24 protein-coding genes and 2 tRNA genes are annotated in these 25,044 nt (G+C 67.5%); 5 read left to right on the top strand and 21 right to left on the bottom strand.

Going from position 1 to position 25,044, the window contains the following annotated elements; genetic code table 11:
- Nucleotides 1–72: 72 nt before the first annotated feature.
- Nucleotides 73–606, bottom strand: a complete 534-nt coding sequence (locus CHB64_RS05835; RefSeq protein WP_089411668.1) for a cold-shock protein — start codon at nt 604–606, stop codon at nt 73–75.
- Nucleotides 607–823: 217 nt separating this feature from the next.
- The gene (locus CHB64_RS05830) at nt 824–1,282 is read right to left on the bottom strand and encodes a YbjN domain-containing protein (RefSeq protein WP_089411667.1); all 459 of its coding nucleotides are present in this window, start codon (nt 1,280–1,282) and stop codon (nt 824–826) included.
- A 113-nt stretch (nt 1,283–1,395) separates the two neighbouring features.
- Between CHB64_RS05830 and CHB64_RS05825 the strand changes: the two genes are divergently transcribed.
- Nucleotides 1,396–2,268, top strand: a complete 873-nt coding sequence (locus CHB64_RS05825) for an FkbM family methyltransferase (protein ID WP_089411666.1) — start codon at nt 1,396–1,398, stop codon at nt 2,266–2,268.
- 8 nt (nt 2,269–2,276) lie between these two features.
- Here the strand turns inward: CHB64_RS05825 and CHB64_RS05820 are convergent.
- From CHB64_RS05820 to CHB64_RS05795, 6 genes are all read right to left on the bottom strand, one after another.
- Nucleotides 2,277–2,351 (bottom strand) — tRNA-Glu (locus CHB64_RS05820).
- Nucleotides 2,352–2,435: 84 nt separating this feature from the next.
- A complete protein-coding gene (gene recJ / locus CHB64_RS05815) occupies nt 2,436–4,244 on the bottom strand; it encodes a single-stranded-DNA-specific exonuclease RecJ (RefSeq protein WP_200815244.1) in 1,809 nt (602 codons plus the stop codon).
- 84 nt (nt 4,245–4,328) lie between these two features.
- The gene (locus tag CHB64_RS05810) at nt 4,329–5,339 is read right to left on the bottom strand and encodes a beta-ketoacyl-ACP synthase III (RefSeq protein ID WP_089411665.1); all 1,011 of its coding nucleotides are present in this window, start codon (nt 5,337–5,339) and stop codon (nt 4,329–4,331) included.
- Nucleotides 5,340–5,390: 51 nt separating this feature from the next.
- Complete coding sequence (gene glpX / locus CHB64_RS05805; RefSeq protein WP_089411664.1) at nt 5,391–6,350, bottom strand: class II fructose-bisphosphatase; 960 nt, start codon at nt 6,348–6,350, stop codon at nt 5,391–5,393.
- Between the two features lie 21 nt (nt 6,351–6,371).
- Entirely contained in the window at nt 6,372–7,562 is a 1,191-nt protein-coding gene (locus CHB64_RS05800; RefSeq protein WP_089411663.1) for an LL-diaminopimelate aminotransferase, read from the bottom strand.
- A 12-nt stretch (nt 7,563–7,574) separates the two neighbouring features.
- A complete protein-coding gene (locus CHB64_RS05795) occupies nt 7,575–8,078 on the bottom strand; it encodes a hypothetical protein (protein WP_143265946.1) in 504 nt (167 codons plus the stop codon).
- A gap of 53 nt (nt 8,079–8,131) precedes the next feature.
- On the opposite strand from CHB64_RS05795, the gene CHB64_RS05790 reads away from it, so the two are divergent.
- Nucleotides 8,132–10,195, top strand: a complete 2,064-nt coding sequence (locus tag CHB64_RS05790) for a PHA/PHB synthase family protein (protein WP_089411661.1) — start codon at nt 8,132–8,134, stop codon at nt 10,193–10,195.
- A gap of 24 nt (nt 10,196–10,219) precedes the next feature.
- On the opposite strand, the gene CHB64_RS05785 is transcribed toward CHB64_RS05790, so the two are convergent.
- Nucleotides 10,220–10,546 carry a type II toxin-antitoxin system RelE/ParE family toxin gene (locus CHB64_RS05785; RefSeq protein WP_268802334.1) on the bottom strand — a complete coding sequence of 109 codons (327 nt, stop codon included), beginning with the start codon at nt 10,544–10,546 and terminating at the stop codon, nt 10,220–10,222.
- Nucleotides 10,533–10,817: a type II toxin-antitoxin system ParD family antitoxin gene (locus CHB64_RS05780; RefSeq protein ID WP_089412006.1), complete on the bottom strand. Its 285-nt coding sequence runs from the start codon at nt 10,815–10,817 to the stop codon at nt 10,533–10,535. The genes CHB64_RS05785 and CHB64_RS05780 overlap by 14 nt, the downstream gene beginning before the upstream one ends.
- Nucleotides 10,818–10,992: 175 nt before the next feature.
- On the opposite strand from CHB64_RS05780, the gene CHB64_RS05775 reads away from it, so the two are divergent.
- Entirely contained in the window at nt 10,993–11,817 is an 825-nt protein-coding gene (locus CHB64_RS05775) for an arylamine N-acetyltransferase family protein (RefSeq protein ID WP_159462425.1), read from the top strand.
- Between the two features lie 60 nt (nt 11,818–11,877).
- On the top strand, nt 11,878–12,075 hold the full coding sequence (locus CHB64_RS05770) for a hypothetical protein (protein WP_089411658.1): 198 nt from the start codon (nt 11,878–11,880) through the stop codon (nt 12,073–12,075).
- A gap of 27 nt (nt 12,076–12,102) precedes the next feature.
- On the opposite strand, the gene CHB64_RS05765 is transcribed toward CHB64_RS05770, so the two are convergent.
- From CHB64_RS05765 to CHB64_RS05715, 11 genes are all read right to left on the bottom strand, one after another.
- Nucleotides 12,103–13,650 (bottom strand): long-chain-fatty-acid--CoA ligase, encoded by a 1,548-nt coding sequence (locus tag CHB64_RS05765; RefSeq protein ID WP_089411657.1) that lies wholly within the window; start codon nt 13,648–13,650, stop codon nt 12,103–12,105.
- 107 nt (nt 13,651–13,757) lie between these two features.
- Nucleotides 13,758–14,477, bottom strand: a complete 720-nt coding sequence (locus CHB64_RS05760) for an ABC transporter ATP-binding protein (RefSeq protein ID WP_089411656.1) — start codon at nt 14,475–14,477, stop codon at nt 13,758–13,760.
- Nucleotides 14,467–14,844: a nuclear transport factor 2 family protein gene (locus CHB64_RS05755; protein WP_089411655.1), complete on the bottom strand. Its 378-nt coding sequence runs from the start codon at nt 14,842–14,844 to the stop codon at nt 14,467–14,469. Before CHB64_RS05755 ends, CHB64_RS05760 begins: the two co-directional genes overlap by 11 nt.
- A gap of 9 nt (nt 14,845–14,853) precedes the next feature.
- Nucleotides 14,854–16,152, bottom strand: coding sequence for a lipoprotein-releasing ABC transporter permease subunit (locus CHB64_RS05750; RefSeq protein WP_089411654.1), 1,299 nt, complete (start codon nt 16,150–16,152; stop codon nt 14,854–14,856).
- A 408-nt stretch (nt 16,153–16,560) separates the two neighbouring features.
- Nucleotides 16,561–17,907 carry a proline--tRNA ligase gene (proS, locus tag CHB64_RS05745; protein ID WP_089412005.1) on the bottom strand — a complete coding sequence of 449 codons (1,347 nt, stop codon included), beginning with the start codon at nt 17,905–17,907 and terminating at the stop codon, nt 16,561–16,563.
- 128 nt (nt 17,908–18,035) lie between these two features.
- Complete coding sequence (locus CHB64_RS05740; protein ID WP_159462424.1) at nt 18,036–20,129, bottom strand: winged helix-turn-helix domain-containing protein; 2,094 nt, start codon at nt 20,127–20,129, stop codon at nt 18,036–18,038.
- A 124-nt stretch (nt 20,130–20,253) separates the two neighbouring features.
- Nucleotides 20,254–20,598, bottom strand: a complete 345-nt coding sequence (locus CHB64_RS05735) for a UrcA family protein (RefSeq protein WP_089411652.1) — start codon at nt 20,596–20,598, stop codon at nt 20,254–20,256.
- A 311-nt stretch (nt 20,599–20,909) separates the two neighbouring features.
- Nucleotides 20,910–21,218 (bottom strand): hypothetical protein, encoded by a 309-nt coding sequence (locus tag CHB64_RS05730; protein ID WP_089411651.1) that lies wholly within the window; start codon nt 21,216–21,218, stop codon nt 20,910–20,912.
- An 82-nt stretch (nt 21,219–21,300) separates the two neighbouring features.
- On the bottom strand, nt 21,301–21,663 hold the full coding sequence (locus CHB64_RS05725) for a response regulator (protein ID WP_143265945.1): 363 nt from the start codon (nt 21,661–21,663) through the stop codon (nt 21,301–21,303).
- 117 nt (nt 21,664–21,780) lie between these two features.
- Nucleotides 21,781–23,898: a hybrid sensor histidine kinase/response regulator gene (locus CHB64_RS05720; RefSeq protein ID WP_089411649.1), complete on the bottom strand. Its 2,118-nt coding sequence runs from the start codon at nt 23,896–23,898 to the stop codon at nt 21,781–21,783.
- Between the two features lie 138 nt (nt 23,899–24,036).
- Nucleotides 24,037–24,121 (bottom strand) — tRNA-Leu (locus CHB64_RS05715).
- A 172-nt stretch (nt 24,122–24,293) separates the two neighbouring features.
- Between CHB64_RS05715 and lipB the strand changes: the two genes are divergently transcribed.
- Nucleotides 24,294–25,007 (top strand): lipoyl(octanoyl) transferase LipB, encoded by a 714-nt coding sequence (gene lipB / locus CHB64_RS05710; protein ID WP_200815243.1) that lies wholly within the window; start codon nt 24,294–24,296, stop codon nt 25,005–25,007.
- Nucleotides 25,008–25,044 lie beyond the last annotated feature (37 nt).

The following is a 25,044-nucleotide window of genomic DNA, read 5'->3' as shown; positions in this document are numbered from 1 at the left end:
GCGTTCATGTCGGCGAAACCGGGTCGGATGTAAAGACCGGGGCGACGCCTTTCGGAGCGCCATGGCGGCGGATCAGTTTTCGGGATCGGGCCGGACCTCGATCGCCAGAAGCCCCTTGACGCTGGAGGCGAAGGAAACCTGCACCCGCTGGCCGGGAACCAGTTCGCCCATGCCGCAGCGGCGCAGCGTCTCCATATGGATGAAGATGTCGTCGGTGTTTTCGCCGCGCGTGAGAAAGCCGAAGCCCCGCCCCCTGTTGAACCATTTGACGGCGGCGCGCACGAAATCGCCGGCCGGCGTTTGGGTCGGCGGCGGTTGGCGCGCTGTCGCAGTGCTTTCATCAATATGGATTAGCTTGAGCGCCTGAAGGCCCTTCGGACGGCGCACCACGTCGCATTCGATGGTCGCGCCTTCGCGCGCCGTGGCGTGTCCCGCTTCGCGCAGGCAAGTCGAGTGGATCAGAATGTCGCCTTCGCCGCCTGCGGCGACGATGAAGCCGTACCCTTTGGAAGGGTCAAACCATTTGACGACGCCCTTGAGCCTGAAAACCTCTTCCTTCTCGCCGCCGCTCGGGCCGCTCCCCGCTTCGTCCGATAATCCAGCCATACCAGCGGCCACCCCTCTTGCGCCCTGAGAATGCTGTTATACGCCCCGCAAGCACCTCTGAGTCGGTGATAACACTATACTCCGCCTCGGTCCGAACACTACGATCTGAAAAGCAGAATTGCACGATTTTGGCTAGTCCGTCTCCCATTTTCTCCAAATGGTTGCGGCGCCGCAAAATTCTCCTCTTCCCCCGTCGCGTCTTTGCGAAGGATCCGGCCTAAGCTGAGGCGGCGCGCGATTCGAGATCGGAAAGGAATTTCGAGATCAGCAGGAGAAAGACGTCGAAGTCGGACTCGACATTCGCCAGGGAGACGCCGCCGGCCGCATTCCGGTCCATCTGGATGGCGATGTCGCCGTCGCGGTCGACATAGGCCCGGCCGAATTTCACTTCGCTGTTGAATCTGCTCAGAAATTCATGCCCGACCTGCCGGATGGACACGCCCGGCGGATAGGTGATGTAGGAAATGTCGCCGTCAGGCCCGTCGATCGCCACCACGACGACATGGTCGCCGACGAAGACGGCGATCGCGTTGGGCTGGAAGTCTTCGCGAACCGAATAGCCCTGATCGGACAGAAGGTCGGCGATCTGCCCCTTGGAGACCCCGCCCGCGGCCGCCTGGCAAAGCGGCGAGAAGACAAGCGCCGCGGCGATCAGCGCGCCAAAAAAAGTCCTCATATGCCCCTCCACCCCGGCGATGATGTTAACCTTGGTTTAATACAATCGAAATCATCGCCAAAATCAATCGGCGAGACGTTCTGCTCCGGTTCGGAAGCGAAAGCGAGGCGCCGATGGGCGCTCCCATTGATGCCGCTGAACGCACGACGCCGGCGCCGCCGGGAGCCCGGCTGCTCGCCGTCTGCGCCCGAGCCTATCCGTTCCTTAGCGGCTGCGCGTCGCTCGCCAATCATCGCCTGCTGCGCCGGCTCGACGGGGCGCCGCGCGCGACCGTCTGGGCGCGGGTCGCCGGCGGGGCGGTGCTCGCCGATCTCGACGATTATGTCGGCCGGGCGGCCTGGTATTTCGGCGATCTCGACCGCAAGATATCGAAGCTGTTCGCGCGCTACGTCCGCTCCGGCGATACGGTCGCCGATATAGGCGCCAATATCGGCGTCACCGCCCTGAAGCTCGCGCAGCTGGTTGGCCCGCACGGGCGGGTCGTCGCTTTCGAGCCGCATCCCGATACGGCCGCGCGGCTGCGCGCCGCCGTCGCGCGCAGCGGGGCGAGGCAGGTCGATGTCCAAGAGCTTGCGCTGAGCGACGCCGCCGGAACGGCGCGCCTTGCGCGACCGCCCGGCAACGCCGGCGCGGCGACGCTCGCGACAGGAAGCGAGCCTTATCCCGCCTTGACGGTGAGGACCGCGCGGCTCGACGACGTCGCCGCAGACTGGCCGTCGCTGCGATTGATGAAAATCGACGTCGAGGGCGCGGAAGCGGCCGTGATCGAAGGCGCGCGCCAGACGCTGGCGCGTCTGCAGCCGATCGTCATCTTCGAGACGAACCGCGAGAGCGGCGATCAGTTGCGCCGGCGCCTAGCGGCGCTGGATTACGAGATCCGCGGAATCGCGCGCAGCTTTCTCCGCCTGCGGACAGAGCCCGCGGCGCCCGGCGCGACCTATCACGACTGCATCGCGCTGCCGCGGGAGATCGCCGGAAATGATTGAACCGGATCTGGCAGGCCCTAGGGGAATCGAACCCCTCTTTCCAGGTTGAAAACCTGGCGTCCTAACCGATAGACGAAGGGCCCTCGCCGACGCCGCTGCGGCGGCGCCGGCGCTGTATAGGCGAGGATGCGCGCCGAAAGCAAGCCCCCTGCGGCGCCGTTTCCGCCTCAGCCGGCGCGCGCCGCATCGACGATGTGGAACTGCGCCGCGTCGGCGCCGCGCCAGTCGTCCCGGCGGATCTTTCCGGCGACATGCACGCGCCCGCCGGCCGTCAGGATCGCGGCGAGTCCGGCTTCCTCCGCCCGGAAAGCGACGGCCCGCGCGGTCTCGCCCGAATCGTTGGCCAGCAGGCAGGAGACGTGACCGGAGCCGACGGTTCGCGCCCTTACGGAGCGCACATTGGTCAGCGCCACAAGAGGCTCGGGATTGCCCGGACCGAAGGGGCCGGCCCGTTCGATCATGGCCGCAAGCTCGCCGGAGACGGCGCCGACGGCGACGACGCCGTCAATATCGAGGCGCCGGTCCGCGCGCGCGCGGGCGACGTCCTCGCCAAGGCGCTCGTTCAGAAAGGCCGTGAACGGAGCGACCGCCGCGCGCGCGACGGTCAGCCCCGCCGCCATGGCGTGCCCGCCCCCGGCGGCGAGAAGTCCTTCGGCCTTCGCCGCCGTCACCGCCGCGCCAAGATCGACGCCGGCGATCGAGCGGCCCGACCCCTTGCCCATCTCGCCCTCAAGGCCGATCACAATGGCGGGCCGGTCGTATTTCTCTTTCAGCCGGCCGGCGACGACGCCGATCACGCCGGGATGCCAGCCTTCGCCCGCCGCGACAATCACGCTGGATTCATGCGCGCCGGTCCGTTCGACCTGCGCGATCGCGTCTTCGAGCACCGCCGTCTCGATCGCCTGGCGCTCGGCGTTCATGACATGCAGGCGTTCGGCGAGCGCGGAAAGCCGCGCCGGGTCTGCGCCGGTCAGCAGCTCCAGCGCCAGCCGCGCATGGCCGATCCGCCCGGCGGCGTTGAGCCGGGGCCCGAGCAGAAAGCCCAGGTGATAGGCCGAGGGCGCGCCCTTCACGCCGGCCCGCGCCGCAAGCGCCTTGAGGCCGGGATTGCCGCCCTGCCCCAGCACCTTCAGCCCCTGCGCGACCATGACCCGGGCGAGGCCGGTGATCGGCATGACGTCGCAGACGAGGCCGAGCGCGGCGAGATCGAGAAGCGCGAGCAGGTTGGGCTCCGGCCGCGCCTTGAACCAGCCCGCCTCGCGCAGCGCCCGGTTGAGGGCGGCGACCGCCATGAAGGCGACGCCGGCGGCGGAGAGATTCGCAAGGCCCGACACGTCGTCGGGGCGGTTCGGGTTGACCACCGCGACGGCGCCCGCCGGCGGCGGCCCGCTCATCTGGTGATGGTCGATCACGAGGACGTCGAGGCCTTCGCCCGCCGCCTGTTCGATGATCGCATGGGCCGACGCGCCGCAATCCACCGTGACGACGAGGCGCGCGCCGGCGCGCGCAAGATCGCGGAACGCCTCGATCGACGGCCCGTAGCCTTCAAGGATGCGATCCGGCAGATAGACGGTCAGCGGCGCGCCCGCGGCGTCGAAATAGCGCCGGAAGATCGCCGCGGCAGTGGTTCCGTCCACGTCGTAATCGCCGAAGACGCCGACGGTCTCGCCTGAAAGCACGGCCTCGGCGAGGCGCGCGGCCGCCCGGTCCATGTCGCGCAGCACGAAAGGATCGGGCATCGACTCGCGCAAGGAAGGATTGAGATAAGCGTTCGCGGCCTCGCCCGTCACGCCCCGCGCGGCGAGCGCGCGCGCCACGAACGGCGCGACGCCGGCCTTCTGCTCGATGGCGAGCGCTTCGCGCGGATCGGCCTCGCGCAGAACCCACCGGCGGCCCGAGGCGGTCGGCCCCATCTCCGGCAGCGGCAGGAGAACGTCTTCGCAGGCGGCCTGCGGCGCAGGGGAAAGCGAGGTCATGCTCTCACCCTGCCCGCGATTCGCGCCGGCGGCCAGCGGCGGGCTTTCCACATGATCTCGCGCCCGCCGCGGAAGGGGCGGCGCCTAGTACCGCGCGAGCGCGCTGCCCCAGGCGAGGCCGCCGCCGAGCGCGGCGAACACGAGAAGCTGGTCGCGCCTGACGCGCCCGTCGCGGACCGCCGCGTCGAGCGCCAGCGGAATCGAGGCGGAGGACGTATTCGCGTGCTTGCCGATGGTGACGACGATCCGCGACTGCTCAAGCTCGAGGCGTTTGGCGCAGGCCTCGATGATGCGGATGTTCGCCTGATGCGGCACGAACCAGTCGATCTCGCCGCGCGCGACGTTCGCCTGCTCGGTCACCTTGAAGACCGCGTCGGAGATGAGTTCGACGGCGTTGCGGAAAACCTCCTTGCCGTTCATGCGCACCTTGCCCACCGTCCCGGTCGTGGAAGGCCCGCCGTCCGCATAAAGATGATCCGCAAGCCGTCCGTCTGCAGAAAGATAGGTTGCGAGCACGCCGCGGGGCGGGGCGGCCGTGCGCGGCGGCTCGCCGCTGAGCACCACCGCTCCGGCGCCGTCGCCGAACAGCACGCAAGTCGCGCGATCCGACCAGTCGAGAAAACACGAGAGCTTGTCCGCGCCGATGACGAGAGCGTGGCGGACCTGTCCCGAAGAGACGAAGCCGTGAGCCGTCGTCAGCGCGTAAAGAAACCCGGCGCAGGCCGCCGATATGTCGAAGGCGATCCCGCGGGGGACGCCGAGCTTGCGCTGTACATAGACCGCCGTGGCCGGAAAGGTGCGGTCCGGCGTCACCGTGGCGACCACGACGAGACCGATGTCGCGCGGCTTCAGCCCGGCCTGATCGAGCGCATGCCATGCGGCCCTGGCGGCGAGATCGGAAGTCGCCTCATCGTCGGCGGCGAAGCGCCGCTCCTCGATGCCGCTGCGGGTGCGGATCCATTCATCGCTGGTGTCCACGATCTCAGCCAGATCGTGATTGGTCACGATCCGCTCGGGCAGATAGGCGCCGACGCCGCTGATGACCGATTCTACCGCCGCAACCACGCTCGCCGCCGCCCGCCCTCGTCGAAACATTCATTATCGCACGGTTCGCCGGCGGATCCTACCGCTTTTCCGCACATGGCTTCATTTCCGCCTTGTCCGCGCGCGGATGTAGCGAATGGTGCCGGTCTTCGAGCGCATGACGATGGTGTGCGTGTGGACGTATTTCGGATCCCATCGCACGCCGTCGAGCAGCGTGCCGTTGGTCACGCCCGTCGCGGCGAATATGACGTCGCCGGAGGCGAGCTCGCGCAGGGAGTATTTCCGATCGAGGTCTTGGACGCCCAGCCGCTCGGCGCGGGCGCGTTCGTCGTCATTGCGGAAATGCAGCCGGCCCTGCATCTGCCCGCCGACGCAACGCAACGCCGCCGCCGCCAGCACCCCCTCCGGCGCGCCGCCGCGGCCCAGATACATGTCGATGCCGGTCTCGGGTTCGGTGGTGTGGAAGACCCCGGCGACGTCGCCGTCGGGGATCAGGAACACCCGCGCGCCGACTTTGCGCGCCGCCTTGATGATCCCGTCGTGACGCGGCCGGTCGAGCACGCATAGCGTGATTTCCTCCGCCGGCACGCCCTTGGCCTTCGCCAGCGCCAGAATGTTGTCCTCATGCGGGGCGTCGAGATCGACGAGCCCTTCCGGATAGCCGGGCCCGATCGCGATCTTGTCCATATAGACGTCGGGCGCGTTGAGAAGGGTGCCGCCCTGCGCCATGGCGACCACGGCGAGCGCGTTCGCCATCGCCTTGGCCGTGAGGTCGGTGCCTTCGAGCGGGTCGAGGGCGATGTCCACCTTGGGCCCGCGGCCCGTGCCGACCTTCTCGCCGATATAGAGCATCGGAGCCTCGTCGCGCTCGCCCTCGCCGATCACCACCGTGCCGTCGATTTCGAGCTTGCCCAGCGCCTCCCGCAGGGCCGTGACCGCCGCCTGGTCGGCGCCTTCCTTGTCTCCCCGCCCGATCATGGTCGAGGCGGCGATCGCCGCGGCCTCCGTGCAGCGGCCGACCTCCATGGTCAGCACGCGGTCGAGAAAGGCTTCATTGGGCATGGCTTGTTTTCCCTTGCATGGTCACGCCGCGTTGCGCCGCGCGAACATGCGCTTGACGTTGCGCGCGGCCTGGCGGATGCGCTGCTCGTTCTCGACGAGGCCGATGCGGACATAGCCCTCGCCATGCTCGCCGAAGCCGACGCCGGGCGCGACGGCGACGTCGGCCTCCTCCATGAGCTTCTTGGCGAAGCCGACCGAGCCGAGCGCGCGGTACTCCTCCGGGATCGGCGCCCAGGCGAACATCGACGCCGCCGGGACCGGAATCGTCCAGCCGGCGTTGGCGAAGCTTTCCGCCAGCACGTCGCGCCGGCTCCTGTAGATGGCGCGGATCTCCTCCACGCAATCCTGCGGGCCGTCGAGCGCGGCGACGGCGGCGACCTGTATCGGCGTGAAGGCGCCGTAGTCGAGATAGGACTTGACCCGCGCCAGCGCGGCGATGAGGCGCGGGTTGCCCACCGCCATGCCGACCCGGTAGCCGGCCATCGAATACGTCTTGGACAGCGAGTTGACCTCGACGGCGATGTCCTTCGCTCCTTCGACCTGCAGCACAGAGGGCGCGGGCTTCTCGAAATAGATCTCCGAATAGGCGAGATCGGAGAGAATCCAGATGTCGTGCTTTTTCGCCAGCGCCACGGCTTCCCGATAGAAGTCGAGCTCGACGACATGGGCGGTCGGGTTGGAAGGGTAGTTGAGCACCATCGCCGTCGGGCGCGGGGTGGTGCGTCCGATCGCCCTGGCCATGCCGGACAGATAGGCCTCGGGGCTCGGCGCCGGCACGGCGCGAATCACGCCGCCGGCGATGATGAAGCCGTAGGCGTGGATCGGATAGGCCGGATCGGGCGCAAGGATGACGTCGCCCGGCGCGGTGATCGCCTGGGCCAGATTGGCGAAGCCCTCCTTCGAGCCGAGGGTGGCCACGATCTCCGTATCCGGATCGAGCGTCACCCCGAAGCGCCGCTCATAATAGCGCGCGATGGCGCGCCGGAGGCCCGGAACGCCGCGGGAGGCGGAATAGCGGTTGGTGCGCGGCTTCCGCGCCGTTTCGATCAGTTTCTCGACGATATGCGGCGGCGTCGGCATGTCGGGGTTGCCCATGCCGAAGTCGATGACGTCGCGGCCTTCGGCGCGCAGGCGCGCCTTCAAGGCGTTCACTTCCTCGAAGACGTAAGGCGGCAGGCGCTTGATGCGATAGAACTCTTCCGTGTCCGGCATGTAGACGCTCTCTTACTGGCCGTCCTCCCGGGCCGGGGGCTTCGGCGGCAGGCCGCGTTCGCGGCGGGCGATCGCCTCGTCGCCGGCGACCGTATCCTGAAGGGCGCGGCCGGCCTCGTCGAGCGGCAGCGGCCCGTTTTCGCCGCCGGGCAGCAGGATCCTCTCGCTGCGCTCCTCCGCAGCGAGCTCCCGATCATGCGCCACCGCTGCAGCGAGCGCGTCGCGCGCGGCCCGCAGCTCGGCCGCCAGCGCCTCGCGCTCGGCCTCCGGCGTCGGCTCCGGGCGCGTCTGGGGCGCCTGCGAAAGATTGGGAAAAGCTCGCCCCTCTTCCTTGCGGCGTTCGGCGATGCGCTCCTGAATGCGCGGATCGGGCGGCTCGTCGCCGGCGAGATCCTCATATTTGACGAAGCCGGGCGGCAGCAGCCGCTCGAAGCCGGCGCAGCCCGGCAAGGCGAGCGCGCCCGCCGCGGACGCGCCGAGAATGAGAAACCGCGCGAGCTTGCGTTTTGCGCCCATCGCCATCGCCGACTATAACGACTCCATCCGCGAGATAACTCACATCCGACCTTATGACGCAAGCCGAACCAGAACCCGCCGACGCCGAATCCCGCGCGGAGACGAACAAGCGCGCCGGTTCGGACGAAAAACAGGCCGGCGCGAAGGTCCGGCCCGAACGCCCGTCGGCCCGGAAAGGCGCGGCGAAGACGGCGAAAAAGAAGAAAAAGGCGATTTCGAAGAAAGGCGCGCAAAGCCGACCCCGCAAGGCCGCGGACGCCGGGCCGGCGCCCTCCCCAGAGGCCAAGACCGTTTCGAAGGCCGCTTCGTCCGAAGTTCGGTCGCGCAGCCTGTTCGAGGATTACGACGCCCTTTCGGAATATCTCGCGGACGTCACCGGCGCGAGCCAGGAGCTCGTGCGCGAGTTCTTCGTGCGCAATCCCAACCTTCAGGTCGTTCGCGGCGACCGGCCGGTCGATCCGCTCAATCTCAGCGACTCCTTCCGCGAGATGATGAACGCGCTGGCGATGGACCCGGGCACGCTCTTGCAGCGCCAGTTCAATCTTTGGGGCGATTACGCAAAGCTCATGGCGACGATGTCGCGGCGCATGGCGGGCGAAGAGGTCCGCCCCGCCATCGAGCCGCCGCCCGGCGACAAGCGGTTCTCCCATCCCGCCTGGCGGGAGAACCCGATGCTCGATTTCGTCATGCAGTCCTATCTGACCTTCGCGCGCTGGCTGGAGACCACGGTCGGCCAGCTCGAAGGCATGGACGAGCATGAGAAGAAGAAAGCGGAATTCTTCACCCGGCAGTTTCTCGACGCGATCGCGCCGACGAACTTCCCGATGCTGAATCCGGAAGTGATCGAAACTGCGATCGAGACGCGCGGAGAGAGCTTTCTCAAGGGCATGAAGAACCTGCTCGAAGACCTCGACCGCGGCCATGGAGAGCTGGCGATCCGGCAGGCCGATCTTAACTATTTCCGCCTCGGCGAGAACATCGCCACCACGCCGGGCAAGGTGATCTATCAGAACGAGATCATGCAGCTCATCCAGTACGCGCCGATGACGGAGGAAGTCGCGCGCCGGCCGCTGGTGATCTTTCCGCCATGGATCAACAAGTTCTACATCCTCGACCTTCAGCCGCAAAACTCGTTCATCCGCTGGATGGTCGAGCAGGGCCGCACGGTGTTCGTGGTCTCGTGGGTCAATCCGGGTCCGGAGCTTCGTGACAAGACGTTCGAGGATTACATCCGGCAGGGAATGCTGGAGGCGCTCGACGCTGTCAAGCTGGCCGCAGGCGAGGAAGAAGTCGACGCCATCGGCTATTGCATCGGCGGCACGATGCTCGCCGCCGGGCTGGCGCTGATGGCGAAACGCGGCGACGAGCGCATCAAGACCGCGACCTTTTTCACAGCGCAGACGGACTTCTCCGAAGCCGGCGATCTCATGCTCTTCGTCGACGACGCGCAGCTTGAGGCGATCGAGAAACAGATGGACGCCGCCGGCGGCGTGCTGGAAGGGCGCGCGATGGCGACCACTTTCAACATGCTGCGTTCGAACGATCTCATCTGGTCCTTCGTCATCGACAACTACATGAAGGGCAAGGACCCGGCCAAGTTCGACCTGCTCTACTGGAACTCGGACGCGACGCGCATGCCCAAGGGCGTTCATCTGTTCTACCTGCGCGAGTTCTATCAGCATAACCGCCTCGCCAAGGGCGAGATGGTCGTCGGCGGCGAGCGTCTCGACCTCGGCGCCGTCTCCATTCCGATCTTCATGCAGGCGGGCGAGACCGACCATATCGCGCCGGCCCCGTCGGTGTTCAGGTCGGCTCGGCTGTTCGGCGGCGCGAAGAACGGCGCGGCGACATACATGCTCGCGGGCTCCGGCCACATCGCGGGCGTCATCAATCATCCGTCCCGGAACAAATATCACCACTCGGTGAATCCCGCCCTGCCGGCGACGCTGGAAGAATGGAAGGCGGGCGCGGAAAAGCGTCCCGGCTCCTGGTGGCCCTACTGGATCGCATGGCTGAACGAAAAAAGCCCCGGGCGCGTTCCGGCCCGCATTCCCGGCGACGGCGCGCTCGAGCCCATCGAGGACGCGCCGGGAAGCTATGTGAAAGTGAAGGCGTGAAGGTCGTGTGAGGCGGTCGAACGTTTAAGAACGCCCCTTTCCTTTCCTGCCGCGCAACACTCGCTCGAAGTGGCGCCCGCCGTAAAATATACGGACAATGACGACTTTCGACACAAGAACGCGGTACGCGATCAGTACGCGTCGCTCGATCGCAAGCGTGCGCAATCCCGGCAATAGATCATCGCGGCGTAGGCCGCGCTCGGCGTGGGTTTCCAGCGACAGACATGCGGCCTCGATCTTCTCGAAGAACCCGATTGCAACCGCTTCGCCCGCCTCTTTCTCGACAAAATCGCAAAGCCGGACAAGATCGACTTCGGCCATGGGCCGAAAGTCGACCCTACGTTTTCGCACGTTTGGCCTTTTTCTTTTGCGTAAAACGATGGTCTCTCAGGCTTTGGAAGACCGCCCGCGCCGGGACATTCGGTCGCGGATCAGCCAGCGATTCGGCGATCTCGCGCCGCAACCAGTCGCCGATCGTCGCTTCTTCTCGATCAAGCGCGCGCAGCGCCGCCCGTATGACTTCGCTCGCCGAGGCGTAAGCGCCCGATTTCACGCGCGCCTCGACGCTCGCATGAAGTTCGCCAAGCGTAACCGTGATTGGACGGCTTGCTCGTCTCGGCATGAACCGCTCCCAATATGACACTGTCATATTAATTAGGCTGAACTTTCTCGACAAGCGGCGCAGCGTCCAGCGCCGGCTTCTTTCCCATGCCATGTCATGGTAAAGCCCTCCTGCGAGCTCGCCGCCGACCCTTCGCCCGATGACAGCCGCGGCGGGCCGTGCTACCCGCCCGGCCATGACGCCGCTGGAGCGTTACTTTCGCCGGATCGGCTATGCGGGCGCCCTTCGCCCCGATCTTGAAACATTGCGCGGGCTCATGCGCGCGCATCTCGCCGCGGTTCCCTTCGAAAATCTCGACGTGCAGCTGGGCAGGCCGGTCGATCTCAACTCTGAGCGCATCTTCGAGAAGATCGTCGCGCGCCGGCGCGGCGGGTGGTGCTACGAGATGAACGGGATCTTCGGCTGGGCCCTCGGCGAACTCGGCTTCGAGGTCGCGCGCCTGGCCGGCGGCGTGCGCCGCGATCAGGCGGGCGATGCGGCTCTCGGCAATCATCTGTGTCTGCTGGTTCGCCTCGACGGCCGGCCCTGGCTCGCTGACGTCGGCTTCGGCGGAAGTCTGCTGGAACCGCTTCCGCTTGAGCCGCTCGAGCGCGACCAGCCGCCGTTCCGCTTGCGCCTGTCGCAGGCGGGCGGCGGCTTCTGGCGGTATACGGAAGACGCGGACGGAGCTCCCTTCAGTTTCGACTTCGCGCCGGCCCCGGCCGACGAGAGTCTGCTCGCGGCGAAATGCGCCTGGCTGCAAAGTGATCCCGCCTCGCCTTTCGTGCAGAATCTTGTCGCGCAGAAGCGCCTCGCCGATCGCCACATATCCCTGCGCGGGCGCGTGCTGAAGGAGCTCACAGCCGAGGGCGCGCGCAAGCGCGTGCTGGAGACCGCCGACGAGCTCGTCGAGACTTTGCGCGAAACGTTCGGCCTTGACGAGCCAGACGCCGCACGGCTGTGGCCGACGATCTGCGCTCGACACGAGGCCCTGTTCGGCGCGCAGCAGAATGCTGGTTAACCAATCGTTAACCAATTCGAATCACCTTTTTCCTCTCGATTTCGTAAGGCGGGGGCGAAGGTGAGCCGCATCGAGCTGACCACGGGCGAGCTGTTCTTGCGTTTGGGGCCGACGCCGCGTTCGCGAAGCGCGCGCGCCGACAGGTTGTTCCGTCGTCTGCGCAGCGAGGAGGAAGAAGCCCTCGCCCAGTCCATGCTGACGGCGCCGCGGCGGTTGAAGCCGAACCTTTCCTCCTCCGAAGACGAGGACAAGGCTTAAACGCGTCCGCGCCGCAGCAGACGCGCCTTACATCCTGCGCAGGACCGTCTTCAGTATCTTGCCGGACGGATTGCGCGGCAGCGCCTCCGCGAACGTCACGGTCTTCGGCAGCTTGAAGCGGGCGAGCTTCGGCTTGAGGAATGCAATGACATCCTCTTCAGTCAATGTAGCGCCAGGCCGGCGCACGATGATCGCCTTGACCGTCTCGCCCCACTTCTCGTCCGGCTGACCGATGACCGCCGCCTCCAGCACGGCCGGATGGGCCGATAACAGGTTCTCGATCTCCGCTGGGTAAATGTTCTCGCCGCCGGAGATGATCATGTCCTTGATGCGGTCGAGCACGTAGAGATAGCCGTCTTCGTCGAAGCGTCCCGCATCGCCCGTGGCGCACCAGCCGTCGCGCATCATCTCCGCCGTCGCATCCGGCCTGTTCCAGTAGCCGGCCATGACGAAATCCGCACGCAGAACGATTTCGCCCATGGCGCCGGCGGGCGCCGGCCGGCGCGTTTCCGGATCGACGACCTTGATCTCGCAGCCCGGCAGCGGCCGGCCGGCCGATACGCGCCGCGCCAGGCCCGGCGCATGATCTTCCGGATCGAGCAGGCTCGCCCCGCCGCAGGTCTCCGTCATCCCGTAGAACTGCCAGAAGCGCGCGTTGGCAAACGCCTTGAGCGCGGCGTCGAGCAACGGCTCCGGCATCGGCGCCGCGCCGTAGCCGACCGTCCGAAAGGCGTCCAGCCGCGCGCCCGCCGCCTTCGCCGCTTCGAGGATCATCAGAATCATCGCCGGCACGAAGAACGCATCGAGCGGCCGCCCGCCCTGCGCTTCGCGCACGATGGCGGCAGGATCAAACTGGCGATGCTGAACGACCGGCATGGCGCGCCCCATGGCGAGCACGCCGACATTGACGCCTGCGACGTGAAAATGCGGCAGCGCGTGCAGCATCGCCTCGTCATCCGTCTGCGGAACGAACACGCCGCGCTCCAGGCCGGCTGCGCCCACGGCATGGTAATTCCTGTTGGTCAGGAGGACGCCCTTGGGCAGCCCCGTCGTGCCGCTGGTGTAAAGCTGGACGATCACGTCCTCCTCGCGCGCGCGATAGTCCGGCTCGTCAGGCGATTGCGCATCGAGGACGGATTGAAATCCCCCTTCCTCCTCTTCCAGTCCGAGGACGCGCGGCGGTGAATATCCTTCCACGGTTTCCAGCGCCGCCAGAAAGGCGCGCTCGCCGACGAGCAGCCGCGCTCCCGAATCCTGCAAGATGGCGGCGACCTCCGGCGGGGCGAGGCGCCAGTTGAGCGGCGTCATCACCATCCCGGCCTTCATGGCGCCGAAGAAGGCGGGCCAGAAAATCCCGAGATTGCGCGCCAGCCAGCCGATGCGGTCGCCCGGCTTCAGCCCGAGCGCGACGAAGGCCTGCGCCGCGCGGTTCGACTCGGCGTCCAGCTCGGCGAAGGTTCGCGTCTCGCCTTCGAAATGCAGCGCCGCGCGATCGGGAAATCGCGCCGCCTGAAGGCGAACCACATCGGCGAGCATGTTCGGGCAGACGATCCGCTCCTCGGCGGCGAGCGTCATGGATTTCCTCCCTCGAAGCGGTTGTCGTTTTCCTGAAAGGATACGCCGCGAGGGCCGCGCGGGAAAAGAGCGAAGCGCTGTTGAGGGACTCGCAGACCCTTCGGCCGTCAGAGCGGCGCCTGCGCCGGCCGGCGCAGCGGCTGAAGCCGCTGGTCGCGGATCTCGATCACGCGGTCCATGCGCGCGGCGAGGCGCTGATCGTGCGTGGCGATCAGGGCGGCGAGCCCTTCGGCGCGCGCGACCTCGAGAAGCGCGTCGAAAACCACGTCGGAGGTCTTCGGATCGAGATTGCCGGTCGGTTCGTCCGCCAGCAGAATTTTCGGCCGGTTCGCCAGCGCGCGCGCGATGGCCGTGCGCTGCTGCTCGCCGCCGGAAAGCTGGCCGGGCTGATGACGCAGACGTCCGCCGAGCCCGAGCGCCGTCAGAAGGCGCGCCGCCTCGCGGTCGGCCTCCGCCTTTTTCCGGCCGGCGATCAGCATCGGCAACGCCACATTGTCGAGCGCGGAAAACTCCGGAAGCAGATGATGAAACTGATAGACGAAGCCGAGCGCGTCCCGGCGCAGGCGCGTGCGCTGCGAGTCCGACAGTCCCGAACAGGCGCGCCCGTCGATATAAACTTCGCCGCCGCTTGGCGGCTCGAGCAGGCCGGCGATATGCAGGAGCGACGACTTGCCCGATCCGGACGGGCCAAGCAGGGCGACCGTCTCGCTGCGCTTAAGCGCGAAATCCGACGGCTGAAGAATGATGAGATCGCCATAGCGGCGCTCGATCCGTTCGAGCCGCAGCACCGGTCCGCCCGCCCCGCCGGTCTCCAGATCATCTCTCATCCGTATGCCACCATTCGCGCAAGGACAGCGCCTTGCCGCCGTCGTCGAACTGAACCACGAGAACCCCGTCGAGATGCACGCGCCGGCCGGTTCGCGCGCGGGTGAAGGCGCAGCTCCAGTGCGCCGCGCCGAGCTGCGCCTGCACGTAGAGAACCCGGGCGCCGAAGTCGATCTCGCGCTGGCCGTTCGAGGCGGCGAGAAACGCCGCGGCGATCTCCGCCGGTCCCTTCTTCGGTTCGGCGAAAGGCGTCCAGTAATAAAGCGCATTGTCGGCGAACAGCTTCGCGAAGGCCGTCCCGTCTCTCGCCTCCCAGGCCCGGCCGTATGCGGAAAGCCATGTCTTGAACTTCTGTTCGGTCAACGCCATCGCCGCCTCCTATTCGTAACGAAGGGCTTCCACCGGATCGAGGCGCGCCGCCCGCCAGGACGGGTACAGCGTCGTCAGAAACGACATGAGGAGCGCGCCGATCACCACGAACGCCACTTCGCCGGCCTGCATCTCCGCCGGCACGCCGTCGAAATAATACACCTCCGCCGGGAAAAGGTCCGTGTTGAACAGCATCGAAAGGAAGTTCTCGATGGCGTCGATGTTCCACACGAACATGGCCCCCAGGAGGAGTCCGAACGCCGCGCCGAGAACGCCGATGAGCGAGCCGGAGAGGAAGAATATGCGCATGATCGCCCCGCGCGTCGCGCCCATGGTGCGCAGGATGGCGATGTCGCCGGTCTTGTCCTTGACCATCATGATGAGGCCGGTGGCGATGTTGAGGCCCGCCACGATGAGAATGAGGAAGAGGATGAGCCGCATGGCGAAGCGCTCGACCTGGAGCGCGTTGAAGTAGCTGCGGTTCTGTTGCCGCCAGTCGCGGATCTCATAGCCGGGCGCCGCTCCCGCAAGCGCGCGCCGATAGTCGGCCACCCTGTCCGGATCCTCGACCTTGAGCTCGATCTGCTGGACGGCGTCGCCGTAATTGAAGAAGAGCTGCGCCTGCGCGAGCGGCATATAGGCGATGAATCCATCGTATTCGGAGTTTCCGACCTCGAAGATCGCCCCGACGCGATAGGTCTTCTTGCGCAGGGTCGGGCCGAAAGGCGTGTCGGCGCCGCGCCCGGAAACGAGCGTCACGGGATCGCCCGGCCCCACGCCCAGCGAATAGGCGATCCGGCTGCCGAGGGCGATTTCGTCGCCGCCGTTGCGTCCCTGGCCGAAGGTCTCGAACGAGCCCGCCTTCACATGATCCGGACCCGTCACATAGCGGATGCGCTGAAGGTCCTCAGGCCGCACGCCGCGCACGAAGATGCCGGTCTCGCCGCGCGCCGTGGCGTAGACAGGGGCCTGGATGAGCGGCGTCGCCTCGACCACGCCGGGAACGTCGAGCAGCCGCGCGGCGAGAGCCTCGTAGTCCTCGATCGGCTCGGGCGAGAGAACGAAGACATGGCCGTTCACGCCGAGAAGCTGGTCGAGCAGCTTCGCCCGGAATCCCTGCATGATCGACATCACGCTGATGAGGACGGCCACCGCCAGCGCGATGCCGACGACGGCGATGATGGAGATGAGCGAAGCGCCCTTGCCGCTGCGCGTCGCGCCCAGATAGCGGCGCGCGATCATCCATTCGAAAAAGGCGAAGGGCGGGGTCGCGGCGGGCTGCGCGGGGGGTTGGGAGGCGGCGGTCATCGGCCTGGGCTCGCGGCGGTATCGGGAATGAGCAGGTAACACGATTTCCGGCGCCGCCAAACCGCTCGCGATTTTCCTCTGCGCCGAAGGGCGCGGCGCGCGTCGGAAAATTCCCGGACATGATCTCTGGACCGGGCGGATCCATATTCAGACCGCGCAAGCGCGGGATCGGAGGAAGTCAATTCGGTCTCGCCGGAAGAGAGACCGCGACAGGCGCGTTCGCCGCCAGCGCGTTGCGTTCCCGGCCAGGCCGGGCCGGCAGGCTTTTTCGGCCAAGCGCGACGCTGGAGAGTCCGGGGGAGAGGGAGATGAGGCTTGCAACGAGCTGGGCGATCGTCGGCGCCATGGCCGTGTCCGCGATCGTTTTCGCCGCCTGGCTTTTCGCTTTGTAAGGCCGGCGCGACGCGGCTATGCGACCGCCAGGGCGGCGCGAATGTCGGCGACCAGTTTCTCCGCCGCCGCCTCGGGCGCCAGCTCTTCGCGCGCGCCGTCGGCGCGGCGCTTGATTTCGACGACGCCGTTCTCCAGTCCGCGCGGACCGACGATGAGCTGGTAAGGCAGGCCGATCAGGTCCATGCGCGCAAATTTTTCGCCGGGCCGCGCGCCGGTGTCGTCGTAGAGCGTTTCGACGCCTTCCCTTTCAAGCGCGGCGTAAAGCCGTTCGCAGGCGTCGTCCGTCCCGGCGTCGCCGGCCTTGAGATTGACCAGCCCCACGTGAAAGGGCGCGACGGGGACCGGCCATTTGCAGCCCGCCTCGTCATGATGGGCCTCAATGATCGCGCCGGCGAGCCGCGAGACCCCGACGCCGTAGGAGCCCATCTCCACGGGCCGCTCCTTCCCGTCCGGCCCCGTCACATGGGCGCGCATGGGTTCGGAATATTTGGTCCCGAAATAGAAGATGTGTCCCACCTCGATGCCGCGCGCGGCGATGCGGTCCGCCTCGGCGATCTGTTTTTCGAAAGCCGCCGCGTCGTGTTTCTCGTCAGTCGCGGCGTAATAGGACGTGTAGCGATCGATGATCGGCTGCAGATCGCCTTCGAAGTCGGTGTCGGCGCCGGGAACAGGCAGCTCCAAAAGGCGGCGGTCGCAATAGACCGCGCTTTCGCCCGTGTCGGCCAGGATGATGAACTCATGGCTGAGATCGCCGCCGATGGGGCCCGTCTCGGCGCGCATCGGAATGGACGTCAGTCCCATGCGCGCGAAGGTGCGCAGATAAGCGACGAACATGCGGTTGTAGCTGCGCCGCGCGCCCGCCTCGTCGAAGTCGAACGAATAGGCGTCCTTCATCAGGAATTCCCGCCCGCGCATGACGCCGAAGCGGGGGCGAATCTCGTCGCGGAACTTCCACTGGATATGATAGAGCAGCTTCGGCAGGTCCTTGTACGAACGAATACCGGCCCGGAAGATCTCGGTGATCATCTCCTCGTTGGTCGGACCGTAGAGCATTTCGCGCTCGCCCCGATCCTTGATGCGCAGCATCTCCTTGCCGTAAGCGTCATAACGTCCGCTCTCGCGCCACAGCTCCGCCTGCTGGATGGTCGGCATGAGCATTTCGACCGCGCCGGCGCGGTCCTGCTCCTCGCGCACGATCCGCTCGATCTTCTTCAGCACCCGGAATCCGAGCGGCAGCCAGGCGTAGATTCCCGCCCCCTCCTGCCGGATCATGCCGGCGCGCAGCATCAGCTGATGCGAGACGATCTGCGCTTCGGAAGGAGTCTCCTTGAGCAGCGGAAGGAAGTATCGGGAAAGGCGCATGAAGTCTCCGTCTGTCGGACGCCGGCGGCTGCGGGCTGTCGAAAAGCCGCCTTCGCGCATCGACGCGGGCGGGCTCTCGCTCTGGCTCATAGAAAGCCCGCCGGACGATGTCTACAGGCCGGCGCGGATCATGGCCGGCGGCCGAGGCGCAAAAGGCCGATGTCGACCTCCTGATCGAGCGGCCGGGAGAACAGCACGCGCCCGTCGGCGCCCGCGCTCGGCGGCCCGGCGCCGGTCGGCAGATCGCCCGCCTTGCGCGGCGCGCCTTCCCAGGGATGAAGCAGCAGCGCGGCGCCGGAGCCTTCGCCGGCGCGGACGATATAAATCCCCTCTTCGCCCGCCGCCCATAAATCGCCCTCGCCGAGCGCGACATGCGGCGCCGGGCCGTTCAGCGCGACGATCTGCGAAGAGCCCTCCCGAACCCCGAACAGCCGGCCGTCCGGCGCGGCGCGCAGCGATCGCCAGCCTTCGCCGCCGGGAACCGGCTCGGGACGGGCGCCTTCGGCCAGCTCGATCCGCATGAGCCGCCAGCCGGCAAGTCCGTGCTCGACATAGAAGACCTGCTCGCCCGAAGCGGAAAAGACCGGGTCATGCTTGGCCGCGCCGTCGTCGGTGAGCACGCGCAGCCGCGAACCGTCTCGCGCGACGACGTAGAGCTCGGCGCGGCGCCCGCGCACCGCCGAAAAGGCGATCAGGCCGCCGTCCGGCGACCAGACAGGATCGGTCATGTAGCTCGCGCCAAGCTCTGTGACGCGGACGAGCCGGCCGTCCGCGTCCGCGGTCCACAGTTCAGGCGAGCCGCTGCGCGTGGATACGAAGGCGACGAGACCGTCGGGCGCGGCGGCGGGCTCCCAATCGTCGCCGGCGCCGTCCGTGACAGGAACGATTTCGCCCCCCGGCGTCGCGGCCGCGATGTTGACGCGCCCGCGCGGCGCCTCGACGGCGAGCCTGTCATGACGGTCGGCGGACATGCGCGTGAAAGTGACCGCGCCCAGCCCCAGGCTTACGCGCCGCGGCGGTCCGGGGCGGCGAACCTCGACGGTCCAAAGACCGAAGCCGCCGCCGCGATTGGAAGAGAAAAAGACATGGCGGCTGTCGGCCGACCACACATAGCCGGCCGCCTTCCACCCGTCGCGGGTCAGCGCCCGCTCCTTTCCGGCGCGCATATCGAGAAGAAACAGATCGTCCGCCCCGGTCATGAGCGTTCGCCGGAAGACGACGTAGCGCCCGTCGGGAGAAGCCTGCGGATCATGATCGCCGAGCGTAGCAGCCGGCGGCGTCGTCAAATCGCGCGCCGCGCCCGTTTCGATATCGACGGCGCGAATGCGGCGCAGCTCTCCGGGCCCGGGCGCGTCGGAAAGGATCAGGGTGCTCTCGTCAAGCCAGGAAACCCGCGTGTAGTCGGCGGCGAGACAGGGCGCGACGATCCGCACCGGCCCGCGCGGGATCGGGGCGATCGCGAGCGCGCACGGCGCGCCGGGCGACCGGCGCAGGAAGGCCACCCTGTCCCCGCGCGGCGACCAGGCCGCGCCATAGTCGTCAGCCGGACCCGAGGTGAAGGGCGCGGGAGCGCCGGCTGCGACGCCCTGCAAATAAAGGTCGCGCGGCGCGTCGGGGTCGCTCTGAAACGAATAAACGATCTGCGATCCGTCCGGCGACAGGGCCGGATAGGTCTCGATTTCCGGCGTGGACGTGATCGGTCGATACGCCACGGCGGTCCACGGCGCAGGACGCGACAGGAAGAAAAGCGCGCCCGCGACGAGCGCCGCGCCGAGAGCGCTCGCAACGGCGATCAATCGCAAGGGCGACGTCCGCTTTTCCTGCGCGGCGACGTCAGGCGCTTTCTCGGCGAGGGGCGCGCGCGCGGGCGAGACCTGAAGCCGGTAGCCGACCTTGGGAATCGTCTCCACGATCACGCCCGCATCGCCCCCGTTGCTCGCCAGCGCCTTGCGCAGCTGCGAGACGCAGCGATTGATCGCGCTTTCCGAAACGATGCGCCCGCCCCAGCATTGATCGATCAGCGCATCGCGCGTGACGGTCGCCCCTCCGGCGCGATGCAGCGCGATCAGCGCTTTCATCACGCGCGGCTCGATCGACGTCGCCTGGCCGCGGCGTTCAATCTCCAAAGCGGTCGGACGCACGCGGATGTCGCCCAGCGCGAACGGCTCCTCGCGGCTGAGATCGATCTCCTGAGGCCTGGCGGCGGCGGCCTGTTCGTTCATGCGACTCATTATGGAGCTGACGGGATCCGCGCCCGACCGTTCAGGCGCGGCCCGATCAGTTTCCGATGAAATGCGCGCGCTCACAAGATAAAGCCGGGCGCGCGCGGACGAACCGGCTGGCCGATTATCCCGCCGATCGCGCATGTAATTCGTTAAGCCTTGCGGCGTTCAGCTCTTGCACGGCGGCCGCCACCGCGCGCCGCCGGCACTCCTGGAACGCGGCCTTCGTCCGTTCCGGCATTATCCGGTAGCTGGAGTGCCGCTCGGGATAGCGTCCGCAGGCCTCATGCGCCGCGCGTTCGAGGCGGGCGAGCATCTCCCGCGCATCGGCCTCCCTGTCGAGATCAAGATCGTCATAGGCGACGCGCACGCTGCGAATGCGCTGCGCGTCATCGGCCGCGGCATGGCCGGCGCCGGCGATGATCGCCGCCGCGAGGATCGTCGCCAGGACAGGTTTGCTGAAAGACATCGGCGTCTCCTTTCCGCTTCGTTTTCGGGCGGGACGGCTCGCCGTCCGGCCTCAGGGGTGGATCTGCGCTCCCGGGCGCGCCCGCGAGCGAAGTCAGGCGAAACCGCCTGACATCGAGCCGAGCCCGCCTCCTTGCGATCGGGGCTGTCCCGACCCGCCGCGCCTCGGCGACGGGAGGCGCACGCCGGCGCGACGGACCGGGACAGCGCGAGCGATTTCGCCCTGCGCGCCCGCCGCCGTCGCGGCCGTCTGCGTGAGGAATTCGTGATGATTTCAGGACGGACAGGACAAGCGCCCGTCAGGCAGGCGGTTTATCGCCCGCAAGCATGTTCCTGCTCCCCCGGCTCGACGCGGTAGGGCAGGCCGGTATGCGCGTCGAGAATGAACCGCCCGATAAGCTCCGGCCCGATCTCCGCGTCTTTCAGAACGAGAACCCGGTCGTCCAACCGCAAGTCTGCGTTCGAATCGGCCGCGACGTCCGCCGGCGGGACATAGGGCTCGATATCGGGCGGCGCCGGACAGGGCGCCGGTCCGACGACGACGGTTTTCGCCGGCGCGAGACCGGAACTCGCAACGAAAGCCGCCGCGGCCGCAGCCGCAATTGCGGATAATCGCGCCACGTGTCGCCTCCTGCGGCGGATTCGCCCTTCAGCGCCTGCAAATCTCCCGCCAGCGCCCGACGGGAGACGATATCGAACCCGGTCAGTCTTTCTTCTCGATTAACCGGATGAGATCGTTCGCCGTGAACGGCTTGCGCAGGGTTCCGGCGGCCCCGAGACCCTCGGCCACGTCGAGCAGCTCGAAGAGGCGGCTCCTGCCCCCGCCTGTGACGACATAGACCGGCATTTGCGGGCGCAGCCGCTGCATGCGCTGCAAGGTCTCCATCCCCTCCATGCCGGGCATGAAAAGGTCGAGCACAACCACGTCGGGCGCGTCGCGCTCGACCGCGCGCAGCGCCGACTCGCCGTCATTGGCGACCAGCACGCGATAGGCTTTCTGCTCCAGCCCCGCTTTGATCGAGGCGCAAAACAGTTCGTCGTCGTCGACGAGCAGGACGGTGGTCATGATCCAGCCCTCCGCATGTCTGGCGACAGTCGTCTCCTCCACGACCTTAAGCGCGCATCGCTTTCGCGCCGCGCGGATTGACACGCGCCGATCGACGCCGTCAAGCCGAAACGGGTCTCAACCGTCATTCGCTCCCCCTTTCTCATCGAGCGTCTGCCTGAGCTTCCTTGCAAGAGCCTTGCGGCCGTATGGCTTGCGAATGAGATTGACGCCGGGATCGAGCCGTCCGTGATGCACCACCGCGCTCTCGGTGTAGCCGGACGTAAAAAGAACCCTGATCCCCGGCCGCAACTCCGCTGCGCGCGCGGCGAGTTCGGGGCCGGCGATCCCGCCCGGCATCACTACGTCCGTGAACAGAAGGTCCACAGGATCGCCGCGCTCGAGAATCGCCAGCGCGCTCGCGCCGCGATCGGCCGAGAGCACGCGATAGCCGAGATTCTTCAGTATGCGCTCGGCGTTCTCGCGCACGAGCGGATCGTCTTCCACGAGGAGAATCGACTCCGTCCCGCCGGGGACGCCGTCCGCGGCGCGGCGGTCGTCCTCCTCGGCGGACGCCTCCGCTGGCGCGGCGCGCGGCAGATAGATGCGGATCGCCGTTCCCTGCCCCGGCTCAGAGTAAATTTTCACATGGCCGCGGGACTGCTTGACGAAGCCGTACACCATGGCGAGGCCGAGCCCGGCGCCCTTGCCCGGCCCCTTCGTCGTAAAAAACGGCTCGAACGCGCGCTCGGCGACCTCCGGCTCCATTCCCGCGCCCGTGTCGGTCACGCAGACCATCACATACTGGCCCGGCGAAACCTCCGCATGCGCCGCGGCGTAATCGTCGTCGATATGCGCATTGCCCGTCTCGATGGTCAGCCGCCCGCCTTTCGGCATCGCGTCGCGGGCGTTGAGCGCGAGGTTGAGCAGTGCCGCTTCGAGCTGCGCCGGATCGACCATCGCCGGCCACAGCCCCGCGCCCCGGACCAGTTCGATCTCGATATCGCCGCCCAGCGAGCGGCGCAGCAGCCCGTCCATGCCGACGACCAGCCGGTTGACGTCGACGGGGCGCGGTTCGAGCGGCTGGCGGCGCGCAAAGGCGAGAAGCCCGTTCGTCAGCTCCGCGCCGCGCTCGGCCGCCCGCCGCGTCATGTCGGCGAGCGCATGCAGCTCTTCGTCGTCGGCAAGCGTCTCGCTCAGCGTCTCGGCGTTCGAAAGAATGACCGAAAGCAGATTGTTGAAGTCATGCGCGAGGCCGCCGGTAAGCTGGCCGATGGCCTCCATTTTGAGCGCCTGCTGAAGATTATGCTCGGCGGCCTTGCGTTCCGTGACGTCGATGGCGAATCCGTCCCACTGGATATCGCCGTTCGCCATGCGCGTCGGCGTCGTATGCACGCGCCACCAGCGCACGCCGCCCTGGCGCGGAATCATCCTCGCTTCGAATTCGGCCGTCTCGCCGCGCTCCACCGCTCTTTTCAGCGCCGCCTCGCGCAGATCGCGGTCGTTCCGGTCCATAAAGTCAGAGAGGAACGCCCGGTTCTCCATGAATTCCTGCGCGGGAACGCCGAGAAGCTTCTCCACGCCCGCGCTGATGAAGACATTCCGCCGGGAGCCGTCGGCGCCGCGCACGCTGCGATGAACGACGCCCGGCAGGCTGTCGGCGAGCGTCTTGAAGCGCATCTCGCTTTTCAGAAAGGCGTCGAAGGCGCGCTCGCGCTCCCTGCTCAGACGCTCGTTCTCGGCGATCTGGCGGGCGAGCGCCTCGTTGCGGACGTTGAGGTGCCTGATGACGGCGGCCTGCTCCTCGGCGAGACGACCCGCGCTTGCGCTGCTGTCGCGCGCCCTGACGAGCTCGGTGACGTCCTGGGCTTCATGAATGATCCAGATGACCTCGCCGGTTTCCTTGTCGACGACCGGAACGTTGAGCGGACTCCAGTAACGCTCGATCCGACCGCCGTCGTCGCCGAGGGCGTCGTATTTGACGATCTCCATGAGGTCCGGCAGGCCGCGCGCAAGCGTCTGGCGCAGGGACGCTTCAAGATCCGCGACCGCCCGGCGGTCGGGATCCGACGGGTCCGGCGGGAACGCTTCGAGGACGTTGCGCCCGACGAGGCTGTCGCGGCTGCGCCCGAGCGCGCGGCAGTAGGCGTCCGTGACCGCGACGATATCGAAGTCGGGCGACAGCAGCAGATAGAGCCCCGGACCGGCTTCGAACACCGTCCGGAAATCCGGCTGCGGTCGCGCGCCCGGCGACATCGGCCCCCCCTCTGTCAGACACCTTCCCGGTCGGCCGTCATTCTAGACCGACTCGCGCATGGGACTGCAGAGAGAATGAACGAAACGTAAATCGGCGCCGGCCCAGATCCGCAAACGCAGATGGCGATGCAATGAGAATGGTGCGGTTGAGAGGACTCGAACCTCCACGGATTGCTCCACAGCGACCTCAACGCTGCGCGTCTACCAGTTCCGCCACAACCGCGCCGGCTCAGGCGCGGGCAAGGCCCGTCGCCTGAAGAGAGGGCGCGGGATAGCAAAACGCTCGCGCCCTGTGAAGCCCTGTCGGCGACGCCGCGCCGACGGCGCCGAAAGCGTCGCTTTCGCGCGCTTCAGGCCCTATCTAGGCGATCGCAGCCGGCAGGCAAGAAAAGTCCGTGACTCGCAGCTCCGTCCCTCTCGACCGTCTGCGGCGGGACCGGCCCGTGGAATGGGCCGTCAGTCCCGGCCGCATCGCCTATCCGCAGGCCGTCGCCGCGATGGAGGCGCGCGCCGGCGCCATCCGGGCCGGCGCGGCCGGCGAGCTCGTCTGGCTGCTGGAGCATCCGCCCCTCTACACCGCAGGGACCAGCGCCCGCCTCGAAGACCTGCTCATGCGGGACCGGTTTCCCGTCTACAAAAGCGCCCGCGGCGGCCAGCTCACCTATCACGGACCCGGGCAGCGGGTCGCCTATGTGATGCTCGATCTCGCCGAGCGCGGCCGGGACGTGCGCGCCTTCGTGTCGGGGCTGGAGGCGTGGATCGTCGGCGCGCTCGACCGGTTCAACGTGCGCGGGGAGATTCGCAAGGACCGGGTCGGCGTCTGGGTCGACCGCACGCAGCCCGGCGGGCCCCCGCGCGAGGACAAGATCGCCGCCATCGGCGTGCGCATCCGGCGCTGGGTGAGCTTTCACGGGATCGCGTTCAACGTCGAGCCCGAGCTTTCCCATTTCGGGGGCATCGTGCCCTGCGGCGTGCGCGATTCGCGCTACGGGGTGACGAGCCTCGTCGATCTCGGCCTGCCGGTCTCGATGGACGAGGCCGACGCCGCCCTGCGCGCCGCCTTCGAGAAGATCTTCGGCCCGACCGTCGAGGCGGCTCCGCCGGTCTGACGCGATTTTGCGCGCGGGCCGGAACCTCTTATCATCC

It is taken from the genome of Amphiplicatus metriothermophilus (assembly GCF_900199215.1).
GTDB classification, from domain to species: domain Bacteria; phylum Pseudomonadota; class Alphaproteobacteria; order Caulobacterales; family Parvularculaceae; genus Amphiplicatus; species Amphiplicatus metriothermophilus.
Note: the sequence above shows the minus strand (reverse complement) of the source record. Positions and strands in the feature narration are given on the sequence as shown.

Coding starts and splice junctions, on each gene's coding strand:
- CHB64_RS05750 (WP_089411654.1), bottom strand. CDS start 16,152: ATGACCGCCGCCTCCCAACCCCCCGCGCAGCCCGCCGCGACCCCGCCC.
- CHB64_RS05775 (WP_159462425.1), top strand. CDS start 10,993: ATGACGCCGCTGGAGCGTTACTTTCGCCGGATCGGCTATGCGGGCGCC.
- CHB64_RS05765 (WP_089411657.1), bottom strand. CDS start 13,650: ATGACGCTCGCCGCCGAGGAGCGGATCGTCTGCCCGAACATGCTCGCC.
- CHB64_RS05830 (WP_089411667.1), bottom strand. CDS start 1,282: ATGAGGACTTTTTTTGGCGCGCTGATCGCCGCGGCGCTTGTCTTCTCG.
- CHB64_RS05795 (WP_143265946.1), bottom strand. CDS start 8,078: ATGGGCGCAAAACGCAAGCTCGCGCGGTTTCTCATTCTCGGCGCGTCC.
- recJ (WP_200815244.1), bottom strand. CDS start 4,244: ATGACCTCGCTTTCCCCTGCGCCGCAGGCCGCCTGCGAAGACGTTCTC.
- CHB64_RS05800 (WP_089411663.1), bottom strand. CDS start 7,562: ATGCCGGACACGGAAGAGTTCTATCGCATCAAGCGCCTGCCGCCTTAC.
- CHB64_RS05825 (WP_089411666.1), top strand. CDS start 1,396: ATGGGCGCTCCCATTGATGCCGCTGAACGCACGACGCCGGCGCCGCCG.
- CHB64_RS05760 (WP_089411656.1), bottom strand. CDS start 14,477: ATGAGAGATGATCTGGAGACCGGCGGGGCGGGCGGACCGGTGCTGCGG.
- glpX (WP_089411664.1), bottom strand. CDS start 6,350: ATGCCCAATGAAGCCTTTCTCGACCGCGTGCTGACCATGGAGGTCGGC.
- CHB64_RS05835 (WP_089411668.1), bottom strand. CDS start 606: ATGGCTGGATTATCGGACGAAGCGGGGAGCGGCCCGAGCGGCGGCGAG.
- CHB64_RS05735 (WP_089411652.1), bottom strand. CDS start 20,598: ATGTCTTTCAGCAAACCTGTCCTGGCGACGATCCTCGCGGCGGCGATC.
- CHB64_RS05740 (WP_159462424.1), bottom strand. CDS start 20,129: ATGAACGAACAGGCCGCCGCCGCCAGGCCTCAGGAGATCGATCTCAGC.
- CHB64_RS05720 (WP_089411649.1), bottom strand. CDS start 23,898: ATGTCGCCGGGCGCGCGACCGCAGCCGGATTTCCGGACGGTGTTCGAA.
- proS (WP_089412005.1), bottom strand. CDS start 17,907: ATGCGCCTTTCCCGATACTTCCTTCCGCTGCTCAAGGAGACTCCTTCC.
- CHB64_RS05780 (WP_089412006.1), bottom strand. CDS start 10,817: ATGCCGAGACGAGCAAGCCGTCCAATCACGGTTACGCTTGGCGAACTT.
- CHB64_RS05790 (WP_089411661.1), top strand. CDS start 8,132: ATGACGCAAGCCGAACCAGAACCCGCCGACGCCGAATCCCGCGCGGAG.
- CHB64_RS05810 (WP_089411665.1), bottom strand. CDS start 5,339: ATGTTTCGACGAGGGCGGGCGGCGGCGAGCGTGGTTGCGGCGGTAGAA.
- CHB64_RS05725 (WP_143265945.1), bottom strand. CDS start 21,663: ATGACCACCGTCCTGCTCGTCGACGACGACGAACTGTTTTGCGCCTCG.
- CHB64_RS05755 (WP_089411655.1), bottom strand. CDS start 14,844: ATGGCGTTGACCGAACAGAAGTTCAAGACATGGCTTTCCGCATACGGC.